We start from the raw sequence: 19,324 nt of genomic DNA, 5'->3' as shown, positions 1-19,324 counted from the left end.
TGAATTCATTCAGGGGCAATTGACTGCACTTTAGTTATCACCCGAAAGGCGAATTGCTTGAGTTGTTAGGACGGTCAGTTTATGATGGGAGTAACTAATTAAGGTGGTGGTTTTACGTGAGTGAAAAAGTATTTGATCGCACGGAATTGGCCAAATTTGATGGTCAAAACGGGCAACCGGCCTACGTGGCGGTAGATGGCGTTGTTTATGACGTTTCTGATGTGGAAGCTTGGGCTGGTGGCAAGCATCATGGCAACCTTGCCGGCCAGGAATTGACCAGCGTAATCGATGGTCAGTCACCACACGGTCGGAAGGTTTTGAAGAAGCTCCCCGTTGTGGGCCAGTATCACGACTAGGTTGTAACCTGATAGTCAAAAGCTGATAAAACCAAAAAAGAAGTTCTCACAGCGTTGTGAGAACTTCTTTGTATTGTACTTTGATGTCGCAAGAGAGATTCGAACCCTCGACCTACGGTTTAGAAGACCGTTGCTCTATCCAGCTGAGCTATTGCGACCTAATGGGTCTGGTGACCAACAACTTCTTAATTATAGAGAAGCCGTCGCGCCGTGTCAATTGTGGATTAACTGGTAGTCGCCAGTTGACAGTTACCTGGTGCCTCCAGTAGAGTGGAAGGTGTTTAGAGGAGGCGGAAATTATGCTAGTAGTTCACATCGTTGCAGAGATTGCGGTTTTCTTTTCTGCTATCTGTATTATTTATTATTTTTTTCAGATTACGCAGGCACAGGGGGATCGCCATCGCAACTTGGTGTACTGTCTATCGGCCATCATTGTTCTATTACTGGCGGCCCCGGCAGCTAACCTGTCACGGCAAAAGAATGTGAGTCCAACTGATCAGGTCTCCAATCAAGTTCGCAAGGTTCAGAAGAAACACCAGTCACAGCGCAAATCTCAGCAAAAAGAGTTCGTCCAGCAATCGTCTACCGGTACGACTAATAAGTGAACAATCTAAGCATAGGGTAAAAATATCAAGATTTTCTTATTTTCATAACAACATGCTTGCAATATTCCTGTAACATTTAGATAATATAACTGTAATCTAAAGTTGACGGGGGGAATTGCTATGTCTGCACTAGTTATTATTTTATTCATTATCATTTTGGCCGCGGTAGGTCAGCTGTATTTGAACAACCGGGAAACTTTCCGGAAGAACAGCAAGCATCTGGCTACCCGGGAAAATAAATTCCACGATGATTCTGATCGCCGCTTAAGTTAATTCAAGTCAACTGGTCGTTAGCGCTACTGCTAAAGGCCTTTTCTTTTACCCTGATTTAGCAAGGCATGGGACGCAAAAATTCTGTAAAACTGTGCTAAAGTGGTTTTAGTGAAAAAACGTGAAGGAGTTGATGGTACGATGACTACGCTCGTCTTGGTCTCCCATCCCCAGTTGGCGGATTCAACCAGTCAACAATTTTTAAAGGAAAGTCTGCCCGATGATGATGTTGTCTGGGAGCATATCGAAGGGCAATCCACCCTGGATGTTACCAAAGAGCAGGATCAATTGCGGCATGCTGACCGAATTATTTTACAGTTTCCGTTGTATTGGTACGCGGCACCGGCGGGATTGAAGCAGTGGGAAGACACGGTGCTGACGCGGACGTTTGTCTACGGTGATCATCGCGACCCGTTGGCCGGCAAGGAGTTGGGTATCGTGGTGACTACCGGCATGCCAAAACAAGCCTTCCAGCGAGGGGGTGCCGAGAACGTGACGTTAGATGCCGTTATGGCCCCGTTAGCGGCGTTAGCCCACCGAGCCAAGATGACCTGGCTGCCGACGTTTCCCATTTATCAATTCAGCTACCTCGAGGAACCGGAAAAGTTGCAGCTGGTCATCGACTACCAGCGGTACCTAACCCAGAAGCAACCAGACAGTTTGACCAATCGGCAGGAGTGGTTTGCTCACCGGCTGTCAGCTATGGTGGACCAGTTACCAGCGGAACAGCAGACGACTGGCAAATTGATTGCCAGTATTTTTGATCAGAATCGGGCGCATCTCGACCAGTTGACGGACACTTTAGCCATGATTAAGGAGCAGGAAGATGACTGAACAATCAGCGTGGTTACGCCAACAGATCGACCAATTGGCTAACCAACAATCTAAGTTTACCGACCGGGCATTTTGGTTAGCGTTGAAGCAGGTCGTTGCCGAACAGGACCGGCGCAGCGAACAACTCGGCGGTGAGGTCGATGGTCGGACGTGGCGACCGGATCGATGGTAAGTGGCAGTCGATAGCAAGAAGAGAGGATACGGAGAAGGCAGTATCTTTTTTTCGGAATTTTCTAGTGCAGTCCACGTTAGCAATTGATTCTTCTCAGGCTTAATATAGAATATGTCAAATCATAAGTCGGCGAAACTACCGGTATATATTGAATCGAAGGGACAGAGAGGAATGTCGATTAAACAGGTGTTGCTAGGTGCACTAACAGTGCTGGCAGTTGCTGGCACAACAGCAGTCTTGCCAACTGCTAGTGCTTCGGCTAAACGGACGGTTACGCCAGCGAACTTTCGTGGAACGTGGCAAGCACGGATTAGCAAAAAAGAAGTTCAAAAGGTCAAGATCACAAAATATTCCTTTAGCGTGAGCCAGTACAAGAATGGTAAAAAAGAGGAAGGTTCTTGGACCGTGGGCAACAAGAAGCGGAAGCACTCTAAGAACCCATTCAACGGAGTGCCACTTTACGTACATAAGGACAAGAAGGGGTATACCTTCATTGGTGTCAAACGTCGTGGACAGTTGTGGCACCTGAAGCGTGTGACACACAAGAAAAAAGTATCTCTGCGCGATGACGGCTGGGAATACAAATCCTTTGGTGAGAAGCCAATCGTTCATTATTACTACCGTGTGAAGTAAGCGAAGTTAAAAAGCAGCTAAGCGTTCTCGTTTTGAGAACTGCCTAGCTGCTTTCATTATTTCTTACTTAAAATCGCGATCCATTGCTGCCCAGTGGTTAACTGGACCAAACTTGTGGCCGACTTCAATTGGTGAGCCAATCGCAGCGTTGACGAACTGCTTGGCAATTTCGATGGCGCGCTTCATTGGTGTCCCCTTGGCTAGTTCCGCGGTGATGCAGGCGGAGAGGGAGTCGCCGGTCCCGTTGACTCGGTCAGTCTCGTGGTAGGGTTCGCTCAACCAGAAGCTCTCGCCGGATTCCAGCAAGACAAAGTCCTTCACGACCTTCTGGGTGGGGTCGGCGTGACTGCCCTTGGCAATCACATTTTTGGCGCCCATTGCCTGAAGCTTGTGCGCGGCCGTTTCCATATCCGCATCGGTCGTAATTGACATTTCAGCAAGCTTTTCGACCTCGAAGAAGTTCGGCGTCAACACCGTTGCCAGTGGGATGAGTGCGGTGCGTAGCGTGTTGAAGGCACTCTCTTCCAGCAGCTGGTTGCCATGTTTGGTCATGATGACTGGATCGACCACTAGGGGACCAAAGTCGGCGGCTTGGTAGTTTTTGACGACATCGTTGATTAACGCTGAGTCGGCAAGCATCCCAGTTTTAGATGCTCGGATGTGATAATCGTCCGCTAAATCCTTGAATTCTTGGTCGATGAAGTCGGTGGGCATCGGAACACTAGCGTGAATGCCGTAAGAGTTTCCGGCCACACAGGCGGTCATGACGGATGCGCCGTAGACACGCCGGGCAAAGAAGGTGTGCAGATCAGCCTGCATGCCGGCACTGCCATCGCTATCGGAACCCGCGATGGTGAGGGCTTGTGGGTATGAATTTACCATGATTAAGTAACCTCCGCTGTCAGTATTATAGCTTCCAGCATAGCACAGACCATAGTGAAAAGACGACCGGGAAGTTTGATAAATATATTTGTTAGCGCAACGGCAACTTGTAGTGGCTAGAGAGCAGTTGTCGCAATGTTCGTTGACCCCGCGAACGAGGTTGGTTTGCTCGCTAGTCTGAGGACAACCGCGTAAGTTAAAGTTAACGACAAGGATGTTGAGAATAACAGTGGACAAGGGGATGACAGCTAATGAGACGTGAACGATGGGGTGTGTTGGGGTGGAGTTTGATTGGCTTTATCGTGAGCTGGTATGCACTAATTGGCGCCGTTCAAACGGTTTACCGCTGGTTTCCCCACGAACCCGCGACTTTATTGTTCGGATTCGTCTTAACTGTGATAAGCTTAGTAGGGTTGGTTCGGTCCGCTAAAAAGGGTCCCTGGTGGTGCCTGGTTCCCGCTACGGTGAGCGTCATTGCCGTAGCTTTGGGGTTGGTTGCTGATAGTACGATTCTTTTGCTCGGACTGACTATTCCCGGTTTTTATTAAATTAAAGATGAAAAAGTGTAGGAGGTAGGTTAACGCGCATGTTAATTCAACAAGGTCTCATCGAAAACGCAACGCAACCACAGGATATTCGTATTGAGGACGGTAAATTTACTGCGATTGCCGATCATTTAACGGCTAAGGATAATGAACAGGTGATCGATGCACGGGGCAAATTAATTTTGCCACCGTTTGTTGATCCACACGTCCATTTGGACAGCACCATGACGGCAGGAGATCCTGAATGGAATCAGTCCGGGACGCTATTTGATGGTATTCGGATCTGGTCCGAACGGAAGAAGACGTTGAGCATTGCTGACGTTAAGAGTCGTTCTCGGCAAGCGTTGGAATTGCAGGCGAGCCATGGTGTTCAGTTTGTTCGGTCCCACGTGGATGTGACTGACCCGAATCTGACTGCGCTGAAGGCCTTGATCCAGGTGCGTGACGAAGTGAAAGACTTTATCGAATTGCAGCTGGTAGCCTTCCCTCAAGAAGGTATTCTGTCATTCCCACACGGTAAAGAACTGATGGAACAGGCTGCTAAGCTGGGTGTCGACGTTATCGGGGCAATTCCACACTTTGAATTCACGCGTGAATACAGTGTAGAATCCCTCCATTTTGCCGTCGAATTAGCCCAAAAGTATGGCAAGCTGGTCGATGCGCACTGTGACGAGATCGACGACCCCGCTTCTCGTGGCTTGGAAACGTTAGCCACCTTGGCTTTGGAAACCGGCTTGGGTGACCAAGTGACGGCCAGCCACACCACGGCGATGGGTTCTTACAACAACGCTTATGCTTACAAGCTGATGCGCTTACTGCAGATGTCTCACATCAACATGATTTCTAACCCCCTGATCAATACCCACTTAGGCGGTCGGTTTGATACTTATCCCAAGCGTCGTGGCTTGACGCGGGTCAAGGAACTCAATGCAGCTGGGGTCAATGTGGCCTTCGGTGAAGATGATATCAAAGATCCTTGGTACCCAATGGGCGATGGAAACATGCTGGATGCCCTTCACATGGGAATCCACGTCACCCAAATGATGGGTTACGATGACATTAACGGGTCCTACAAGTTTGTCACGACGAACGGTGCCAAGGCTATGCACGTCGGCGACCATTACGGTATTGCCGAGGGGAAGCCCGCCAACTTGGTCATCATGAACAACGATAATTTCTATAACGCATTGAACAAGCGCTCAGAGGTCCTGTACTCGATTCACCATGGTAAGATCATTGTTAAGACGGACCCCAAGCAGGTGCACTTAGACCTTTAGGGGTTTGAAGCGGTGCCTGTTGGCGCTTCTGGTTCTCAGTGGCGTCGCTAGCAGTCGCAGGCGATGCAAAAAATAACAAGAAAAATAAAAAAACACCAACGATAGTCGCAGAATGACTTTCGTTGGTGTTTTATGTAATGCCGCTATTTCTTAGCTTTAGCGTGCTTTACTTTTTTTACGGTCGTTACGGTTGCCGGTTTTGGCGTCGCAACGGGCTTCTTCTTTTCTTTGTGTTGGGCGCGGAGCTGATCCTTCAACACTTCGATCTCAGCGACGTGTTCTTCCTTCCAGCCTTGGTAGGTGCCGGCGGAGTCCGTGTCGTTGGGTTTCAATCCGGTGTTTAGCCAGAAACAGGCCTCGGACAGACTTGGGAAGTTGTGAATCCACAAGGTCTGGCCGTTGTCGGAATCAAAGGCGACGTAGGAACGGAAATGTTTCTTTAAAAAAGTATGCCGCCGAATCTTAAAGGCCTCACGCTTACGGGTTAACCGATAGTCTGGTAAGATATATTGGCCGGAGGTGGCCAGCTGGGGAAAACGTTCGTCACGTTGTTCTCGCTGGTCCTTAAGCATCGCGCGGGCTTGGTCGACGGTAATAATGGACGCATGAATTGGATTCTTCATCAAAAACCCCCTTAAAAATTTGGGAAAATGAGTAAATTAGGACAGTCTCCGACCAATACTCACACCTACTAGGTTAGCATAATCTAAAAGTTATGGAAACAATTTACACTTTGAAATTATTGTTTTTTAAGGTTTGTGGCTGAGCAATTCGAGAAAAAAGTTTTTCCGGTCCTTATGATGTTGGCAACGGCTTCATAAGTCCTGTAATAGCGGATTTGGTCACATTGAGAAAATCTATGGTAAACTAATTTAGATTAGGTCGAAAGCGAGGAATGAATTTGGCACAGAAATACTATGCAGTCCGCCGTGGCCGTAAGCCCGGCGTCTACCGAACCTGGGCGGAAACACAGGCGCAGGTCACCGGTTATTCCGGGGCCCAATACAAGAGCTTTACGTCGGCGAGTGCCGCAGACGCCTTCATGCAAGGTCAGGCAACGTCGAGCACACCCAAGGCACACCACAAAGTACAACGGACGACAGCAGCTGCCCCCCAGAGTGGTTCTGCGGCGATTACCGTCTATACGGATGGTGGTTCCCGGAATACTGGGAATGTCGCTGGTGGGCACGTGAGAACCGGTGATAAGGCCGCTTGGGCCTACCGTATCGAGTTGCCGGATGATGTCGTGACCGGGTCCGATGGTGAGTTTGGGGCCAGCAATAATCGGATGGAGATCATGGCCTTTCGCAATGCGCTTCAGAAGTTAGCTGACTTGAACCAGAATCAGACCAGTATTGAATTTATCTTAGACTCGCGGTACGTGTTGAATGCTGTCACAGAAGGCTGGCTAGCTGGCTGGAAGCGCCGCGGTTGGAAGCGTAGTGCGGGACCGTTAGCCAACGCCGAGCTGTGGCGGGATGTTGATCGCCTATTACCTCAGTTTACACAGTTGAGTTATCAGTGGACCAAGGGGCACGCCACCAACCAAGGAAACGTGTTCGTGGACCATCTGCTGAACGAAACGATGGATGGGATGGGGCAGGAGCGCCATCACGCCGCGGTCAAACCAGCGGTGAAGCAACCGGCAAAGACGACAACTTCACGCCCAGCAGCGCCAGTCAGTCCGACAGCTGATGAACGGTCCAAAGCGGCGGCCTCACAGGCACCGTTGAAGCATACGACGGCGGAGCAGTCACTCGCTGACATCGCGAAAGGGCTACGCGACCTACCGTTTTAAAGTCATTAAGGGTATAATACCAGCTAGAGATAAAATGCGGTTCATCTAATCGAAGAGACTAGCACCGGACTAGCGGTGACTAGACAGTCGATTTGTTTCTAAATTATGTCATGAATGGGGTACCGACGATGCAAGCAAAGTTAATTCCATATTTGGAATTTGAAAATGCCAAAGAAGCCATAGCGTATTATCAGAGCGTCTTTGGAGCAACCAACGCCTACCGGGTCAGCCCGACTGCCGAGGAAGTTGAACAGTTTGGATTAGCGCCTACCGTTGATTTGGATGAAATGACCATGAGCGGTGGTTTTAAGATTCTGGGTTTGGACATTCAGTGTGCCGACGCCTTGATGGGTCAGCCCACGTCCTCCACGTTGATTTCACTAATGATCGACGTCGATGCGGACGATTCCGCCAGCGTCAAGGAATTGACAGGCTTGTACCAACGACTCCTTAAGTTCGACGTGAAGGTCATCAGTCCTTTCGGTGAGCAGAGCTCCGGAGGCAAGATGGGCCAGGTCGTCGATGCATACGGCATTACGTGGATTCTACGTGAACAGACCATGCCGGGAGAAACGGTAGACGACAACGCTTAGGTGTTGTGGTGGGCCAATAAATATGTAATTTTGTAGGAATGAGCGTTAGTGGCTCATTCTTTTTTTGTGGCCAAATCGAAATTGTTAAGGTTCGTTGAAAATCCACCGACGCTGAACTGAGAACATCCCCAAGAGCTCTATAATTAAGATGTTTCAGGGGAACTTAGGCTTGAAGATTCAGGCCTAACGAGGAGGACTTTTTTGAAGAAGACATTTTTAAACTTATTCACGTGGGTGAACGTATTTTCCAAGTATCCAAAATGGTTCAAAATTTTTGCATGGGGCACGGGACCAGTTGCCACGTTGGATCTTATTTGTTTTTTGTTGCCACTGTCGTTGTCATTTTGGATCGAGGTTTTCTGCACGATATACGTGGTTTTATTCATTTTGACATTAATTGTTGAGAGTCTAAAAATCTGGATTGGCACGTTGATTAGAGCTAAACAGCGGTGATGCATTGAGAATTCTAACTATAGATACGACTGGTGGGCGTTTGACAGGGGAATAAGTTGTCGTAGCCGGAGGAGGCCAAGGATGGCGCCAGCCGTGACAACGTTGTTAGACCGGTGGGCTTTCCGGCTTTACAACGTGGGATGTGTTTGGAAACTCGCCTGAACTTGGCGAGGTTTCAAACCAAGCCGGAAGCCCGTTTTGGGGCTGGAGGCGGTCCCCACAGCGGCAGAATCCTTGGCAGCCGCAGGCAAACCATTACCGTTTAGAGAAAACGCCCAGCAAGTGGTATCATGAGAGCCAAGAGGAGTGATTTATGTAATGGCAACAGAACGGGAAAAAATGACGGCGGGGCAGCCTTACAATCAGTTTGATCCAGAACTGATCGACCGGCGAGTCGCCGCACGAAAGCAACTGCGGGCCGTTAACCAATTGGACGACAACGCTGAACGAAACGATGGTTACCGGAAGTTGATCGCGGATAGTGGGGATGACTTCTTCATTGAAGCCGGACTTGAATACGATTATGGCTGGAACATCCACATCGGCGACCACTTCTATGGTAATTATAATATGACCTTGCTGGATACCTGTCCCATCACCATTGGCGAGCATTGCTACTTTGGTCCCAACGTTGGGCTCTATACGCCAGTTCACCCACTGAATGCGATGGCGCGGGTCAACGATGTTGAAATGGGTGCGCCCATCACCATCGGCGATAACGCCTGGTTTGGTGGCAACGTGACGATTCTACCTGGTGTCACACTAGGGAATAACGTCGTCGTTGGTGCCGGCGCCGTAGTCACAAAGTCCTTTGGGGATGACGTGGTCTTAGTTGGTAATCCAGCCCACGTCATCAAGGAAATTGATAACGGTCCCACTGGAAATGCCGCGGCCAAGGCACAGTGGCCAGAAAAGCTTGACTAAGACAAAGGGTTAAGCTATCGCCTAAATTCTAATCAAATTCTTAGAATGCAGTAGGCATTGGCTATGTAAACGCTTTAATTTCCGCAGAAAAAACTTATTCTTAAGCAAGATTTTACTAATCCTAGTGTCCGCGTATAATAGACTTTGGATATTGATTCAAAGAGATTTGCGTAGGCAATTTGTATTCAACCGTAATGGCGCTGTACAGGTGGCTCGTGTAACGACCCTGTTTAGCGCTTTTTTCGTACAATCTCTTCTGAACATGACCGCTGGGAGTTCGCTCCCAGGAAACAAATGAGGAGGATTATTTATTTTAGCGCGTAAAAATATTGATAAGTTAGTATTCGTACCAACCATCGTTTTATTTATTCTCGCGTCATTGCTATTTATCTTAGGTGGTAACCAATTACAAACCACTCTGAGTTCTCTATTGAACTGGATTGATACTCGCATGTCATGGGCCTATATGATGGTGTACGTGGTCAACTTCTTATTTTTTATGTATTTAGCATTTGGTAAGTTTGGTAAAATTAAGTTGGGTGATGCCAATGACAAGCCCCACTACAGTAATTTCCAGTGGGGATCAATGGTCTTCGCCACGGCGATTGATGCCAGCATTTTGATGCTGTCCATCGTTGATCCACTGCGGTACCTACAACACCCAGCTTTTGGGCTTAAGCCGTTCTCAAGCAACGCCTATAGCGCTGCCCACATGATGGGCCAGTTCAACTGGGGCCCAATGGCTTGGATGATGTTCGCACCAGCAACGATTGCGATTGCTTACGTTTTGTACGTCAAGCACGCCAAGGTTCAACGGGTCAGTGCCGCAATCACCAGTCTCCAAGGTGACAGTAAGGGGAAAGTTATTGCCCGACACGTCGTCGATTTCTTAGTTGTCTTTGGAATTATGGGCGGGATCGGTTCGTCCGTCGGGATGGAAATTCCGATTATTTCCAAAGTTCTCAGCCGGTTGACTGGGGTTCAAGATAACCTCATGCTTAAAATTGAACTCTTTATCATTTTGTTTATTCTGTTTGCGGTCACCGTTTTCCATGGGTTAAACGGGGGAATCAACCGCTTGAGTTCCGCCCACATTTGGACGGCACTGGGTCTGTTAGCTATTATTTTAATCATTGGACCCACTGTTTATATTTTAAATTCTGAAACTAATAGTATTGGGTTAATGGCCCAAAAGTTTATTGCCATGTCGACCAACACTCTGCCTAATGGTGGGAATAGTACCGCTCAGCAGCAAACGGTCTTTTACTGGGGTTGGTGGTTATCCTACATGCCCGTCATGGGACTGTTCATTGCCCGGATTTCTAAAGGCCGGACGATTCGTCAGGTCTTAGTTGGGATGTTAACTTATGGTGCCTTAGGGTGCATGAGTTTCTACGCCATCTTCGGGGGCTACTCCTTGTGGCTCCAACAAACCGGTGCCGTCAACTTGGTTCACATTTTAAACACGCAGGGTCAAGCTGCCGTGGTTGCCACGGTTATCGCAACGTTGCCATTTAAGATGATTATCCTGGCACTGTACTGTATCTCTTGCTTCATCTTCTTGGCTACGACGATTTCGTCGTCAGCCTTCATCGTGTCATCCTTCACCAGTCTTCACTTGGATGACGGTGAGGAACCAAGTCGTTGGAACCGGATGATCTGGGTCATCGTCTTCATCATCTTCTCCTTTGGGATCGTGATGGTCGGTGGGTTCAAGACCGTTCAAACGGTGTCGACGATTGCTGGTTTCCCACTAATGTTTGTCTGCATCTTATTGTTGCATTCAATCTGGCACATGTTGGCAGCCAAGCCAAAGCCAGCACCAGTGGTGGTTCCACAACCAGTCGTTGTACGGCGGATTACCGTCGAATTACCACGAGCGGTGCGGGGCCCGATGATTTTGTCGCCGGACCATGCAAGATAAGAGTGTGGAGCCAGCTGATTAGACTCTGAGCATTAACATGGGTAAGTGCCCACTCGGTGGAACTGAGTCGGTGCTTAGCCGGGTTAAGCGCAGGAGTCTGGCTGGCGCAACACGTTTCGGCGGCTGCTGGTTTCGCTAGATAAAAATCAAAGGGACCAACAGCACTCAACAATTATAAAATCAAACACGAAACGCCTTCTAAAATTTAGAGGGCGTTTTTTCGTGGCTATTAGGTTTGAATGTGGCAAGACCATTTCAAAATGCCGGCGGGCCAGCCGCCTTTAGACTCGATGGCATCCTGGTAGCCACAGTCGAGTATGTATCACGTGTTTAGTGTTTCTCACCAGGTATGATACAATAGGGCCGTGTCACCATTGATTGCAGGAGGGTTTTTATGGCAGACGAAAGTAATAATCCACTATTTTTCCGGCGAATTTTAATCACGATCGACGAGGACGACCGGCCCTCGACCAGCCGCGCATTCCGATTCGCGATGACGATGGCGCGTGATTACCAAGCACACCTGGGCATTGCCTCTGTGCTGGAAAGTAATGACATCAGCATCTATGAATCACTGATGCCGGACAAGCTTAACGAAAAACGCGATGAGCTAAAAGCCATCGTCAAGGAGTACGCCGACAAAGCAACGGCGTTTGGTGTGAATGACGTGCGGTCCATCGTGGCTGAAGGGGGCGATGTCGATGATGTCGTGCTCCAAAAAGTCATTCCGGAATTCAAGCCGGACTTGGTGGTTTGTGGCGCGGACGTTGATTTCGCTAGTCACGGCCATCCTGGTGCCATCGGGTTACGGCTCGCCAAGAAGTCGGATGTTTCGGTTATCGTAATTCGCTAAATTAACAATGGTTCACCGCATAGTTTAAAGCGGTGAACCATTTTGTTTTGGTGTATAATAGTCATAAATTGAAACGCTTTCACGAGGGGGAGTTCTCATGCAAACACGACAATTACGCGGCTTTCTTTTTGATTTACACGGGGTGTTGGCCGATTCCTGGCAATACCATTTGGCGTCTTGGCAAACGATTGCGCAGGAATTACACATTCCGTGGACTGACCAGCTCGCGGAAATCTTACCGGGAATGAGCCGGGAAGATTCGCTGACGGCTATATTGGCCTCTGTGGACCGTCAGAGCGAGTTTACATCCAATCAGCGACTACGGCTCACAAATCACGAAAATGACCTGTATCGGCAGTATGTGGCGGCTCTGACGCCGGCTAACTGTCTCCCCGGTGTCACGGCGTTCCTAGATGAGCTCGTGGCGGCAGAATATCCGATGGCCTTGGCATCCGCTTCAGCCAACGCCCCAGCGGAGATTGCGCACTTGGGGTTGACCAAGTACTTCCCGCAGATCGTACCAGCAGAAAACCTCAGGGCCAGCAAGCCAGCACCGGACGTTTATTTAGCAGCTGCCGCATTGATCCATCAGCATCCGGAAGATTGCGTGGCCTTCGAGGATACCGTGACTGGTGTACGGTCAGCCAAGGCGGCGGGATGCTTCACGGTGGGCATCAACGTTAAAGATCTCCCACAGGCCGATGCCATGTTGGCCAGTACCCGGGAACTTAGTCTGTCAGCCGTTCAGCAGGCACTCGGCCAGCTAAGCGTTTGAGCAAAAATTCCTTCAGAATAATCGCTTGGTTGTGTTCTTCATCCTTGGCGCCGTATAATAGAATAACATCTTGGTCGTTGAGTTGTTCGGCGACCAGGTCCAAGAAGGCGGGTAACGCTTCGTTAGCTTCGAGTTCAGTGACGTAGCGTTTTTTGAATTCTGGGAACTTTTCGGGCTCGTGGTTAAACCACTTCCGTAGGTCGGTCGTGGGACCCATTTCTTTTTCCCAGGACGCCAGTTGCGCGTTGACCTTGGAAATTCCTCGTGGCCATAGACGGTCGACGAGTACCCGATAACCCTTGAGATCAGCGGGCTTTGTATAGATTCGTTCACATTTAATTGCCATCACGTATCATCTCCATGGCTCCATTCTAACATAGTAAATTGGAGGAGAAGTTAATGTCAGATTCCTTATCAGAATTTTTTACCGGGCGGCCCACGCCACAGATTGCGCAGGAGTTGCTGGGTCACGAGTTGGTCTACGGTAGCCCAGCTGGAAAAATGAGTGGCTGGATTGTTGAGGCTGAAGCCTACTTAGGTGAACAGGACACGGCGGCTCACGCTTTTAACGGGCGTTACACGGCGGCTAATGCCGCGCTATACGATGCACCGGGGACAATTTACATTTATATTTTGCGGGGCTACTACATGTTTGATGTTGCCACGCAGGCCGAGGGCACGCCCCAAGGAATCTTGATTCGCGGGATCGAGCCACACGAGGGCTTAGACCTGATGCAGCAGAATCGAGACAAGCCGGTGCCAGACGTGACGAATGGTCCCGGAAAACTGATGGCGGCGTTAGGTATTCAGTCTAAGGATCTGAACCGAACGATGCTGGGTGCCCAGAATCTGACGATTACTCCTGAAGTGACACGACGCCCGAAAGAAGTTGCTGCCACGTCGCGGGTCGGTGTCTCCGCTGGAAGTTGGCACGACCGTCCCCTGCGCTTCACGGTAGCGGGCAATCCCTTTGTGTCCGGGAGCCGCAAGCGCGACTGGGACCGTGAGAGCCATGGTTGGCAAAACTAGAAAGACAACTTAAAAATTTAAGAAAAAATCCCCTTGAGTCGGCTGGCAAAATGTCATGAAGCTCAAGGGGATTTGTTTTGTTTTAGAATCTAATAAGGCTTATACCCAAAGTGCACGGCCGCCGCGCCCAAGTTGAACGCGGTATAGCTCACGCGGGTCAGGCCAGCCGCCGTGAACATGGCGGCGAGCTGGTCGACCGATACGAAGTCGTGGGTCGAGCGCTGGAGGTAGTTATAGGCCTGATAGTGGTGCGCCACCACACTGCCCATCAGAGGCACCAGGTGGCCGAAGTAGACCTGCCAACCGGCGTGAATCACCGGATTCGTCGGTTGCGACGTTTCCAGACAGACCACCTGACCGCCGGGCTTGACCACGCGGGCCATTTCCCGTAAGACCTGATTGGCATCCGGCACGTTCCGTAGGCCAAAACCAATCGTGACCACGTTGAAACTATTGTCGGGGTAGGGTAGGTACATGGCATCCCCCTGCCGCAACGTGATCCGATCGTTTAGCTTAGCGGTACGAACCTTCGCCGTGGCCTCTTGTAACATGACCGGGCTAAAGTCCAGGCCAACCACGCGACCAGCGGGACCAGCCGCACGGGCCAAGGCCAACGTCCAATCGCCAGTCCCGCAACACAGGTCCAACGCAAAGTCACCAGCGCGGACGGCCATCATGGTCATGACGCGTTTGCGCCAGACACGGTGGGTCCCCAGACTGATGACACTATTCATCTGATCGTATTGCGGGGCAATTTTATCAAAAATAGCTTGAACGGATTGCTCCGGCGTGTAGTTGGTCAGTGCCATGGGCGGTCTCCTTTACTTGAGTCGGTACTTTTCGTCGATAGCGTCATCTTGAGACGTTAGGATCTTAGGACCATCATCAGTGATGACCAAGGTGTGTTCGTATTGGGCGGACAGGGAACCGTCAGCTGTAACGTAGTATTCCCAAGACTTATCGTCCGTTTCGCGGGAAGCAATTTCCCAGGTCCCCAAGTTGATCATGGGTTCGATGGTAATCGTCATGCCGGCGCGTAACCGCAGACCCTTGCCAGCTTCACCATAGTTAGGCACGTTAGGTTGTTCGTGCATGGTTGGTTGAATCCCGTGGCCAATCAGCTCACGGACATCGCCCATGTGTTCTTCACCTTCCGTGTAGGCTTGGATGGCGTGACCAATGTCACCGATCCGGTTACCGACAACGGCTTGGTCGATCCCCAAGTAGAGGGACTTCTTGGTGACGTCCATCAAGTGTTGTGCTTCTGGACTGATCTTACCAACGGCGTACGTCCAGCAAGAGTCACTTTCGAAGCCGTCCAAGTTAACGGTCATGTCGACCGCCACAATGTCGCCTTCCTTTAACAGTAAGTCCTTGCGGGGAATGGCGTGGGCCACTTCGTCGTTGACGCTGACACAGGTAGCGTACTTGTAGCCTTCAAAGCCCTTTTCGGAAGGGGTGGCACCGTGTTCCGCGATATATTTGTTGGCAAACCGTTCGATTTCCCAACTTGAAATTCCTGGCTTGATGATGTCGCGCAGACCTTTATGAACACCTGCAAGTACGGCACCGGATTCGGCCATCTTTTTAATTTCACGATCTGATTTAATGGTTATCAACGTGTTACCTCCTCAAAATTTCGTTTGTGACCGGCCAGTTGTGGGCAATCCCAAACGTTTCCATACATTACTAATCTACACCTAAATTGAGATTTAGGCGAACCGACCACTTGAAAAATCTGGACCGGTCAGTGGGATGACTTCTTCTTGAAAAAATGGTTTTTGATAAAGCCAGCGGTTGCCAAGGCGAGGACAACCAATAGTGTTGTCTTGAAGTCCGTAATGAACCTGAAGATCAAAAAAGCAAACAGGCTAACAATGACTAGTAAAGTCAAACTTTCAACAATGATCCGCGTCTTCATCAGGCGTTCCTCCCCAGGTGACAAGCCCGTTAAAATGACGTTCTCGGCACAAACGAGTCTGGGAATTTATCCCAAACTCGCTGTGAGGTGGTGCTGTCTTTTATTTAACGGAGATTGTCGCGTTACTATTCGGCTTTTAGCCGGTCGATGGTGCCGTTGTCAATCTGTTCCAGAATTCGTTTTGCTTCGGTGATGCGGGCATCGCACAAGAAGTTCATTGCATTGTCTTTTTCCTCTTTAGCCCGGTTCATTTGTTCCGTTAAGAAATTAATCTCGTCGTGTAAGTATGCCACTAAATCCATATTTTACCCTCATTCCTTGCGTAGTCCGCGACGGCTGAGTTACCTCAACCTCAATTAGTTTCATTGTACCAAAGATTAGGGGATAAGTAACTTTATTGGGCAGTGGTCGCCGGGACGCCTGAGTTTACAGGTCGTTGGAAAAGGACTAGGATAATAACCAGTTGATAATGCTTCTAAAGTAGGCATAGGGAGGAAGAATTCTATGGAACAACCGATTGATTTACAGGGGAAACGCTATAATCACTTAGCGTTTATCTGGACGTTATTGGCTGGGACGTTTACCATGTCCATCAGCCAGTCATCGCTGTCGACGGCGTACCCAACGCTGATGCGCTATTTTGGGGTACAGGCCTCGACTGTGCAGTGGCTGACGACCGGCTTCATGCTGGTGATGGTGGTCATGATGCCCGTGAGTCCCTGGCTCTTAAATAACATCCGCTTCCCAGTCTTATTCGTGAGTGTCTTAGCGTTATTCGACATTGGGACGTTTATTATCTACTTAGCACCGAGCTTCGGGTTGATGATGTTGGGGCGGGTGATGGAGGCCATGGCGGTCGGCATCATGTTCCCATCGTATCAGACCGTGATGTTGCGGATCACGCCGGAGAAGCAACGGGGTGGCGTCATGGGAATGGCCGGCTTGGTTATGGGGTCGGCGTTAGCGGTCGGTCCCATTATCTCCGGAATCGTGCTACGATATACGACCTGGCAGGGGCTGTTCGTGGTCTTCATGGTCATTATCACCATCGTCTTTCTGGTGGCGTTGAAGACCATCAAGGACGTGATGCCACAACACGAGTCACATCTAGACTACTGGTCCGTAATCAGTAGTGTTGGTTTCATTGGTATCCTGTACGTGGTCAATCAAATTGGTAAGGCCGGCGTCAACTGGGGCCTGATGGGCGGTTTATTGGTTGTGAGCCTGCTGGCTGTGGCGTTCTTTGTGTGGCGACAATTTCAGACGATGGAACCCCTGTTGGACTTGCGTGTGTTGAAGACGTTTAACTTCGACTTGGCGGTCCTGTTAACCGGGACGTCGTACATCGCTTTGATCGTCGTCACGATTGTCTTTCCGTTGTACTATCAGGAAGTGTTGGGCATTTCACCATTTGCGTCCGGGATGGCACTGGTACCCGGGGCAGTCGTGTTGAGCCTGTTGAATCCATTGACCGGGAAATTGGCCGATCACATTGGGTTCAAGGCGACCATGTTGACGGGGATGTCGATGATTGTGCTCGGTTGGCTGTGGCTGGCAGTTGTTACGCGTCAACAGTCCTTGGTGGCCATGATTCTGATTGCGGCCTTGATTGAAGGCGGCAATGCCTTTGTCATGATGCCGGCGGTAACGTTGGGCGCCAATTCGTTGCCTGACCAGTTGATCTCACACGGGACGGCGGTTATTACGACCGTTCGTCAGATCCTTGGGTCGACCGGGGTCGCCGTGGCTACACTGATCTTGGCCATGGTGACTGCGAGTCACGTCAAGGTCACGACGCACGCGGCGGCCACGTTGGCAGGTTATCACGCCGTCTTCGTGACGTTCTGCGTGGTCGCGGTCGTTGGCTGGATCTTCGCGGCGATGTTGCGGGATGGTCGGAAGCGTCAGAGTGTTAAATAAGTGAGACATAAAAGCTGCATCAAATCGGTCATCATGGCTGGTTTGGTGCAGCTTTTTCAGTGTCAATCTACGCGTTCAAAGACTTCACAGAAACACGGAATCTGCTCGTTGAAGGTTTGACCGGCTTCACGGTACTCATTGGCAAAGAAGGCGCGGTGTTCGCGGCGCCAAGAAGCTAGCGTCCGGTCGTCTTCGCCCTCGTGATAGGCGTGTTCTTGGGTGACTTGGTCAAACGAGACGACCTCGGTCACCTTGGTTTGCGTCACACAGACGGGCTGGTCGTGAGCGTCTAAGATGACGTTGTACTCGCCCACAAAGGGGAGGGACTCGTCGACTTCATAGAGGTCGAGCGCTGAGGTCGTGGCGGTCTTCTGGCCAATCTTGACCAGGTGTGCCAGCAGGTCAGCGGATTCGTCGGTTGAACCAAAGGCATAGGTATCGTGATGCGTTGTGGTAATTTCGGGGTGAGCAGTTTTGAAGTGCTGCCAAAAAGTTTCAACGTCCATGGGAAGCCTCCTAAATAAGTATTGGGATTACTGTACGCCATCTGGCTAAGTTAGTCTAGGAGACTTTAGTTAGCGATGACGGCAAAATAGTGGGTGGCCAGTTCCAATCTTAAGGTGGCCGTCTTTGAAGTTAAGCTGACGGCGCGGTGCTTCGGTAAATGGCTAGAGACCGCTATCTCTTTGTCACAAAACTGTAATCAGCCAGGCGTATCTTTTGATTGCCTTTTGACGAATGTTTCTTTAGAATAGGAACACAGCGAAAATTTTAGTGAGGTGATAGATATGGCATACGTATTATTGTTCGGTGGTATTTTTATGGAAGTTGTTGGGAGCTTTTTCTTAAAGCAAGCAAACGGGTTTCGAAATTTAATACCCTCGATCATGGTGTTAGTGGGGTACTTTAGTTCATTGATTTTGGTGACGCTCGCCATGCAAAAGCTCCCATTAGGAGTGACGTATGCCATGTGGGCAGGTCTCGGCACAGTGGCGACGGTTATTTTGGCCGTTGTGGTGTACCGGGAACGGCTCAGTCTCAGCCGAATCAGTGGCTTATTGGCCATTGTTGTTGGCGTGATTCTATTAAATAGCTAAAAGGGGGTCTGCACGATGCGGGCATGGTTACAGTTGGTATTCGCAATCGGTGTCGAAATTGTCGGAACAAGCTTGTTGAAATTCTCAGATGGGTTTACTCATCGGTGGATTGGGATTGCGGGGATGTTCCTCTACGGGCTAGCAATCTTTAGTTTCTCGTTAGCCTTACGGCAGCTCCCCCTAAGCGTGGGCTATGCGGTCTGGGCCGGCGTCGGCACGGCCATTACTGGCCTGATCGGCGTCTGGACCTTTGGTGAAATCTTGACCGGATTTAAAGTCGTGGGATTCGTGGCGATTATCATTGGCGTGATTTTATTAAATCAACCCGTCAAGGCGAGCAGTCCGCGGCCAGTTAGTCCGTGGGTCCAACACTTACGTTCACGAACCTCGAGTCATTAATCAATCAAATTGAAGCAGAGAAAGCACCGTTTCGTCACCAATTTGTGGAGATGAAGCGGTGCTT

At 49.9% G+C, this 19,324-nt stretch carries 26 protein-coding genes and 1 tRNA gene; 18 read left to right on the top strand and 9 right to left on the bottom strand.

From position 1 onward, the window contains the following. Positions 1 to 116: 116 nt before the first annotated feature. On the top strand, positions 117 to 356 hold the full coding sequence (locus FD07_RS08005) for a cytochrome b5 domain-containing protein (RefSeq protein ID WP_020089791.1): 240 nt from the start codon (positions 117 to 119) through the stop codon (positions 354 to 356). Positions 357 to 440: 84 nt separating this feature from the next. On the opposite strand, the gene FD07_RS08000 is transcribed toward FD07_RS08005, so the two are convergent. Next, positions 441 to 514, bottom strand: a tRNA-Arg gene (locus FD07_RS08000). A gap of 141 nt (positions 515 to 655) precedes the next feature. Between FD07_RS08000 and FD07_RS07995 the strand changes: the two genes are divergently transcribed. The 5 genes from FD07_RS07995 to FD07_RS07980 all read left to right on the top strand — a co-directional run bounded on the left by FD07_RS07995 (position 656) and on the right by FD07_RS07980 (position 2,870). Beyond that, on the top strand, positions 656 to 961 hold the full coding sequence (locus FD07_RS07995) for a hypothetical protein (RefSeq protein WP_020089790.1): 306 nt from the start codon (positions 656 to 658) through the stop codon (positions 959 to 961). Positions 962 to 1,081: 120 nt separating this feature from the next. Continuing rightward, positions 1,082 to 1,234 carry a hypothetical protein gene (locus FD07_RS12495; RefSeq protein ID WP_020089789.1) on the top strand — a complete coding sequence of 51 codons (153 nt, stop codon included), beginning with the start codon at positions 1,082 to 1,084 and terminating at the stop codon, positions 1,232 to 1,234. A gap of 138 nt (positions 1,235 to 1,372) precedes the next feature. Next, on the top strand, positions 1,373 to 2,065 hold the full coding sequence (locus FD07_RS07990; protein WP_020089788.1) for an NAD(P)H-dependent oxidoreductase: 693 nt from the start codon (positions 1,373 to 1,375) through the stop codon (positions 2,063 to 2,065). Next, the gene (locus FD07_RS07985; RefSeq protein ID WP_020089787.1) at positions 2,058 to 2,237 is read left to right on the top strand and encodes a hypothetical protein; all 180 of its coding nucleotides are present in this window, start codon (positions 2,058 to 2,060) and stop codon (positions 2,235 to 2,237) included. The genes FD07_RS07990 and FD07_RS07985 overlap by 8 nt, the downstream gene beginning before the upstream one ends. A 171-nt stretch (positions 2,238 to 2,408) precedes the next feature. Beyond that, the gene (locus FD07_RS07980; protein WP_020089786.1) at positions 2,409 to 2,870 is read left to right on the top strand and encodes a hypothetical protein; all 462 of its coding nucleotides are present in this window, start codon (positions 2,409 to 2,411) and stop codon (positions 2,868 to 2,870) included. A gap of 63 nt (positions 2,871 to 2,933) precedes the next feature. Here the strand turns inward: FD07_RS07980 and thiD are convergent, their stop codons facing one another. Next, the gene (gene thiD, locus FD07_RS07975) at positions 2,934 to 3,752 is read right to left on the bottom strand and encodes a bifunctional hydroxymethylpyrimidine kinase/phosphomethylpyrimidine kinase (protein ID WP_020089785.1); all 819 of its coding nucleotides are present in this window, start codon (positions 3,750 to 3,752) and stop codon (positions 2,934 to 2,936) included. A 251-nt stretch (positions 3,753 to 4,003) separates the two neighbouring features. On the opposite strand from thiD, the gene FD07_RS07970 reads away from it, so the two are divergent. Beyond that, complete coding sequence (locus FD07_RS07970) at positions 4,004 to 4,300, top strand: hypothetical protein (protein ID WP_020089784.1); 297 nt, start codon at positions 4,004 to 4,006, stop codon at positions 4,298 to 4,300. A 38-nt stretch (positions 4,301 to 4,338) separates the two neighbouring features. Then, a complete protein-coding gene (codA, locus tag FD07_RS07965; protein WP_020089783.1) occupies positions 4,339 to 5,574 on the top strand; it encodes a cytosine deaminase in 1,236 nt (411 codons plus the stop codon). A gap of 143 nt (positions 5,575 to 5,717) precedes the next feature. On the opposite strand, the gene FD07_RS07960 is transcribed toward codA, so the two are convergent. Next, complete coding sequence (locus tag FD07_RS07960; protein WP_020089782.1) at positions 5,718 to 6,197, bottom strand: hypothetical protein; 480 nt, start codon at positions 6,195 to 6,197, stop codon at positions 5,718 to 5,720. Between the two features lie 278 nt (positions 6,198 to 6,475). On the opposite strand from FD07_RS07960, the gene FD07_RS07955 reads away from it, so the two are divergent. The 6 genes from FD07_RS07955 (at position 6,476) to FD07_RS07925 (ending at position 12,894) form a co-directional block, all read left to right on the top strand. Further along, a complete protein-coding gene (locus tag FD07_RS07955; RefSeq protein ID WP_027825996.1) occupies positions 6,476 to 7,372 on the top strand; it encodes a ribonuclease H family protein in 897 nt (298 codons plus the stop codon). Between the two features lie 128 nt (positions 7,373 to 7,500). Continuing rightward, positions 7,501 to 7,965 carry a VOC family protein gene (locus tag FD07_RS07950; protein ID WP_020089780.1) on the top strand — a complete coding sequence of 155 codons (465 nt, stop codon included), beginning with the start codon at positions 7,501 to 7,503 and terminating at the stop codon, positions 7,963 to 7,965. A gap of 771 nt (positions 7,966 to 8,736) precedes the next feature. Further along, the gene (locus tag FD07_RS07940; protein ID WP_020089778.1) at positions 8,737 to 9,342 is read left to right on the top strand and encodes a sugar O-acetyltransferase; all 606 of its coding nucleotides are present in this window, start codon (positions 8,737 to 8,739) and stop codon (positions 9,340 to 9,342) included. A gap of 310 nt (positions 9,343 to 9,652) precedes the next feature. Further along, positions 9,653 to 11,266 carry a BCCT family transporter gene (locus FD07_RS07935; protein WP_309299727.1) on the top strand — a complete coding sequence of 538 codons (1,614 nt, stop codon included), beginning with the start codon at positions 9,653 to 9,655 and terminating at the stop codon, positions 11,264 to 11,266. A gap of 394 nt (positions 11,267 to 11,660) precedes the next feature. After that, the gene (locus tag FD07_RS07930; protein ID WP_020089776.1) at positions 11,661 to 12,119 is read left to right on the top strand and encodes a universal stress protein; all 459 of its coding nucleotides are present in this window, start codon (positions 11,661 to 11,663) and stop codon (positions 12,117 to 12,119) included. Between the two features lie 97 nt (positions 12,120 to 12,216). Continuing rightward, on the top strand, positions 12,217 to 12,894 hold the full coding sequence (locus FD07_RS07925; protein WP_020089775.1) for a beta-phosphoglucomutase family hydrolase: 678 nt from the start codon (positions 12,217 to 12,219) through the stop codon (positions 12,892 to 12,894). Here FD07_RS07925 and FD07_RS07920 read toward each other — a convergent pair. Beyond that, a complete protein-coding gene (locus FD07_RS07920) occupies positions 12,848 to 13,240 on the bottom strand; it encodes a DUF488 domain-containing protein (RefSeq protein WP_020089774.1) in 393 nt (130 codons plus the stop codon). The genes FD07_RS07925 and FD07_RS07920 overlap by 47 nt on opposite strands. A gap of 53 nt (positions 13,241 to 13,293) precedes the next feature. Between FD07_RS07920 and FD07_RS07915 the strand changes: the two genes are divergently transcribed. After that, on the top strand, positions 13,294 to 13,923 hold the full coding sequence (locus FD07_RS07915; RefSeq protein WP_020089773.1) for a DNA-3-methyladenine glycosylase: 630 nt from the start codon (positions 13,294 to 13,296) through the stop codon (positions 13,921 to 13,923). An 89-nt stretch (positions 13,924 to 14,012) separates the two neighbouring features. Here FD07_RS07915 and FD07_RS07910 read toward each other — a convergent pair whose 3' ends face one another. The 4 genes from FD07_RS07910 to FD07_RS12490 form a co-directional block, all read right to left on the bottom strand. Continuing rightward, positions 14,013 to 14,732, bottom strand: coding sequence for a demethylmenaquinone methyltransferase (locus FD07_RS07910; RefSeq protein WP_020089772.1), 720 nt, complete (start codon positions 14,730 to 14,732; stop codon positions 14,013 to 14,015). Between the two features lie 12 nt (positions 14,733 to 14,744). Further along, positions 14,745 to 15,542 (bottom strand): type I methionyl aminopeptidase, encoded by a 798-nt coding sequence (gene map / locus FD07_RS07905; RefSeq protein ID WP_020089771.1) that lies wholly within the window; start codon positions 15,540 to 15,542, stop codon positions 14,745 to 14,747. 128 nt (positions 15,543 to 15,670) lie between these two features. After that, a complete protein-coding gene (locus FD07_RS12355; RefSeq protein WP_020089770.1) occupies positions 15,671 to 15,844 on the bottom strand; it encodes a hypothetical protein in 174 nt (57 codons plus the stop codon). Between the two features lie 125 nt (positions 15,845 to 15,969). Beyond that, the gene (locus FD07_RS12490) at positions 15,970 to 16,146 is read right to left on the bottom strand and encodes a hypothetical protein (protein WP_020089769.1); all 177 of its coding nucleotides are present in this window, start codon (positions 16,144 to 16,146) and stop codon (positions 15,970 to 15,972) included. Between the two features lie 202 nt (positions 16,147 to 16,348). On the opposite strand from FD07_RS12490, the gene FD07_RS07900 reads away from it, so the two are divergent. Beyond that, a complete protein-coding gene (locus FD07_RS07900; RefSeq protein ID WP_020089768.1) occupies positions 16,349 to 17,764 on the top strand; it encodes an MFS transporter in 1,416 nt (471 codons plus the stop codon). A 62-nt stretch (positions 17,765 to 17,826) separates the two neighbouring features. On the opposite strand, the gene FD07_RS07895 is transcribed toward FD07_RS07900, so the two are convergent. Beyond that, positions 17,827 to 18,270, bottom strand: a complete 444-nt coding sequence (locus tag FD07_RS07895) for an ASCH domain-containing protein (protein WP_020089767.1) — start codon at positions 18,268 to 18,270, stop codon at positions 17,827 to 17,829. Between the two features lie 282 nt (positions 18,271 to 18,552). On the opposite strand from FD07_RS07895, the gene FD07_RS07890 reads away from it, so the two are divergent. Both FD07_RS07890 and FD07_RS07885 read left to right on the top strand, forming a co-directional pair. Then, complete coding sequence (locus FD07_RS07890; RefSeq protein WP_020089766.1) at positions 18,553 to 18,861, top strand: DMT family transporter; 309 nt, start codon at positions 18,553 to 18,555, stop codon at positions 18,859 to 18,861. Between the two features lie 15 nt (positions 18,862 to 18,876). Next, complete coding sequence (locus tag FD07_RS07885; RefSeq protein WP_020089765.1) at positions 18,877 to 19,260, top strand: DMT family transporter; 384 nt, start codon at positions 18,877 to 18,879, stop codon at positions 19,258 to 19,260. Positions 19,261 to 19,324 lie beyond the last annotated feature (64 nt).

Origin of the sequence: Levilactobacillus parabrevis ATCC 53295 (assembly GCF_001434055.1) — a bacterium.
Classification (GTDB): domain Bacteria; phylum Bacillota; class Bacilli; order Lactobacillales; family Lactobacillaceae; genus Levilactobacillus; species Levilactobacillus parabrevis.
The sequence above is the reverse complement of the archived record's forward strand: the minus strand, read 5'-3'. Positions and strand labels throughout refer to the sequence as shown.

Coding starts and splice junctions, on each gene's coding strand:
- FD07_RS07995 (WP_020089790.1), top strand. CDS start 656: ATGCTAGTAGTTCACATCGTTGCAGAGATTGCGGTTTTCTTTTCTGCT.
- FD07_RS12495 (WP_020089789.1), top strand. CDS start 1,082: ATGTCTGCACTAGTTATTATTTTATTCATTATCATTTTGGCCGCGGTA.
- FD07_RS07990 (WP_020089788.1), top strand. CDS start 1,373: ATGACTACGCTCGTCTTGGTCTCCCATCCCCAGTTGGCGGATTCAACC.
- FD07_RS07985 (WP_020089787.1), top strand. CDS start 2,058: ATGACTGAACAATCAGCGTGGTTACGCCAACAGATCGACCAATTGGCT.
- FD07_RS07980 (WP_020089786.1), top strand. CDS start 2,409: ATGTCGATTAAACAGGTGTTGCTAGGTGCACTAACAGTGCTGGCAGTT.
- thiD (WP_020089785.1), bottom strand. CDS start 3,752: ATGGTAAATTCATACCCACAAGCCCTCACCATCGCGGGTTCCGATAGC.
- FD07_RS07970 (WP_020089784.1), top strand. CDS start 4,004: ATGAGACGTGAACGATGGGGTGTGTTGGGGTGGAGTTTGATTGGCTTT.
- codA (WP_020089783.1), top strand. CDS start 4,339: ATGTTAATTCAACAAGGTCTCATCGAAAACGCAACGCAACCACAGGAT.
- FD07_RS07960 (WP_020089782.1), bottom strand. CDS start 6,197: ATGAAGAATCCAATTCATGCGTCCATTATTACCGTCGACCAAGCCCGC.
- FD07_RS07950 (WP_020089780.1), top strand. CDS start 7,501: ATGCAAGCAAAGTTAATTCCATATTTGGAATTTGAAAATGCCAAAGAA.
- FD07_RS07940 (WP_020089778.1), top strand. CDS start 8,737: ATGGCAACAGAACGGGAAAAAATGACGGCGGGGCAGCCTTACAATCAG.
- FD07_RS07930 (WP_020089776.1), top strand. CDS start 11,661: ATGGCAGACGAAAGTAATAATCCACTATTTTTCCGGCGAATTTTAATC.
- FD07_RS07925 (WP_020089775.1), top strand. CDS start 12,217: ATGCAAACACGACAATTACGCGGCTTTCTTTTTGATTTACACGGGGTG.
- FD07_RS07920 (WP_020089774.1), bottom strand. CDS start 13,240: ATGGCAATTAAATGTGAACGAATCTATACAAAGCCCGCTGATCTCAAG.
- FD07_RS07915 (WP_020089773.1), top strand. CDS start 13,294: ATGTCAGATTCCTTATCAGAATTTTTTACCGGGCGGCCCACGCCACAG.
- FD07_RS07910 (WP_020089772.1), bottom strand. CDS start 14,732: ATGGCACTGACCAACTACACGCCGGAGCAATCCGTTCAAGCTATTTTT.
- FD07_RS12355 (WP_020089770.1), bottom strand. CDS start 15,844: ATGAAGACGCGGATCATTGTTGAAAGTTTGACTTTACTAGTCATTGTT.
- FD07_RS12490 (WP_020089769.1), bottom strand. CDS start 16,146: ATGGATTTAGTGGCATACTTACACGACGAGATTAATTTCTTAACGGAA.
- FD07_RS07900 (WP_020089768.1), top strand. CDS start 16,349: ATGGAACAACCGATTGATTTACAGGGGAAACGCTATAATCACTTAGCG.
- FD07_RS07895 (WP_020089767.1), bottom strand. CDS start 18,270: ATGGACGTTGAAACTTTTTGGCAGCACTTCAAAACTGCTCACCCCGAA.
- FD07_RS07890 (WP_020089766.1), top strand. CDS start 18,553: ATGGCATACGTATTATTGTTCGGTGGTATTTTTATGGAAGTTGTTGGG.
- FD07_RS07885 (WP_020089765.1), top strand. CDS start 18,877: ATGCGGGCATGGTTACAGTTGGTATTCGCAATCGGTGTCGAAATTGTC.